Annotated in this window: 1 protein-coding gene; it reads left to right on the top strand. The window is 69.4% G+C overall.

Annotated features, from left to right (window positions below; genetic code table 11):
* The coding region (locus AB0M20_RS39870) for a GAF domain-containing sensor histidine kinase (RefSeq protein WP_364306309.1) at positions 1 to 1358 on the top strand (1358 nt) is incomplete at its 5' end.
* Positions 1359 to 2135 lie beyond the last annotated feature (777 nt).

The following is a 2135-nucleotide window of genomic DNA, read 5'->3' as shown; positions in this document are numbered from 1 at the left end:
GGCTGCAGCTGTTCGCGGTCCACGCCGACGGTCACGAGTTCCCGATCGAGATGACCCTGACCGCGACCGACGAGCCGGGCGGGCCGGTGTTTCACGCCTTCGCCCACGACGTCACCGCCGGGCACCGCGCGAGCCGGTTCGCCGACGTGGAGGCCGCCGCGTCGCGTGGCCTGGCCGAGGCCGACTCGAGCACGGCGGCGGCGAGCCGGGTCGTCGAGGCTCTCGGGGTCAAGATGGGCTGGCCGGTCGCGGAGCTGTGGCTGATCGACGACGACCGGCAGCTGCTGGTCTGCGCCGCCCGGCACACCACCGGAGGTCGCCGGCTGGGTCGTTTCGCCGTCGACGAGCTCGAGTCGGGCACCGCCCTGCCGGGCCGGGTCCACGCCCGGGCTCAACCGTGGTGGATCGCGGATCTGGCGGCCGACCGCTGGTCGCTGCGCAGCCGCGCCGCGGCCCGCGCCGGCCTGCACGTCGCCGTCGGGGTGCCGATCAGCACCGGCGGGCGCACCCTCGGCGCGTTGTGTGTGTACGGCGACCGCGTCGAAGACCCGGAGGACACCCTAGTCGCGCTGCTGACCGGTATCGCCGCCCAGGTCGGGCAGTACTGGGAACGCCGCCGCGCCGAAGAACTCACCGTCGAGCTGGCGCGGACCAAGGACGAGTTCCTCGCCTTGGTCACCCACGAGCTGCGCAATCCGCTGGCGATCATCACCGGCACCGCCGCCGTGCTCGACGAAGACCTGGACACCCTCACCGAGCAGGAGCAGCGGCAGTACCTGGAGACGATCTGCCGCAGCGCCACCCGGCTCTCCGTGCTGGCCGACGACCTGCTCGATCTGGCCCGGCTGGAGTCCGGAAACTTGGCCATCCGGCCCGCGGCCACCGACTTGGCCTCGATCATCGCCGCCGCCGTCGATGCCCTCGGCGCCCAGGCGGCCGACAAGGACCTGACCATCACCGCCGACATCGGCCAGGAGGTGCAGCTGTACGCCGACGCGGACCGGCTGCGTCAGGTCGCCGACAACCTCATTTCCAACTCAATCAAGTACACCCCGGCCGGCGGCCGCATCACCATCACCGCCACCGCCGAGCAAAACGCCGGTGACGACGCCGGGGGCTGCATCACCTGGACGATCGCCGACACCGGCATCGGCATCCCGCCCGCGGAACGGCCTCGGCTGTTCCGCCGCTTCTACCGCGCCTCCACCGCCCTGGACCGCAGCATCCCCGGCACCGGGCTCGGGCTGGTCATCACCCGCACGATCATCGAACGCCACCACGGCAGCATCACCTGCGCCGAGCACACCGGGCCCGGCACCACCTTCGTCATCCGGCTGCCTGTCAAACCACCGGCATGAAGATCCGCCGGCCCTCAAAGCGCGTCGGCTGTCAGCAGTCAGGTGTCACCGAGGACTTGGTGTACGCAGGCGTGCAACTGCTCGCCGGTGAACTGCCAGCCCATGACACCGTGCAGGTACGACAGCCGCTGGCAGACGTGCTCGGCGGGCATAGACCCAGTGCCCATCACCGTCGGGCGCACCGCCGGTCACGCCCCGGCGGTTCAATCGTGCCCGGCGGTCGTCGGGGTTGACATGGGCGCCTTCATGCGGCATCTGGACTCGTCCAAAGAGCGACGTCATCGCCGTGACCCCCGAGGATAGGCGACTACAGAAACGGTGAGAGCCGCCCAGGTGTCTATCATGGCCGGTCAGTTGGCACCAGCCGGTCGCCTCTATCCAGCGCCCACCCAGCTCATCCGCCGTATCCGCGCTTGACCAGGAGCCTGGCCCCGCGTCATGGGCCGTCGGTGTCGAGCTGTTCGAAGTGGAACGCGTCGGCGAGCCGATTGCTGAGCTTGCCCTCAACCGGTTGTTGTCCGCCGCCGCGAACACCCGCCGGTCTGACAGCTTGCAGCTGCGGCGTGCCGGATTCGACATCATTAACAGCGCCCGTGCTGACTCGACCATGCCCGACCCTGCTCGCCTTGGCCGCGACGAAAGACCCTTAGCGAGATAGTCGCGGCGGGCAATCGCCGGCGGCATGGGTGAGACCACAGTGCCAGGTCGTCTGCCCCAGGAACCTTCGGGGAGTCCAGGTCCCTTATTTAAGTACGCTTAGATTCAGGTGATCAATGC

The sequence above is a fragment of the Actinoplanes sp. NPDC051633 genome (assembly GCF_040681735.1).
In the GTDB taxonomy this organism is placed as follows: Bacteria; Actinomycetota; Actinomycetes; order Mycobacteriales; family Micromonosporaceae; genus Actinoplanes.
The sequence above is the reverse complement of the archived record's forward strand: the minus strand, read 5'-3'. Positions and strand labels throughout refer to the sequence as shown.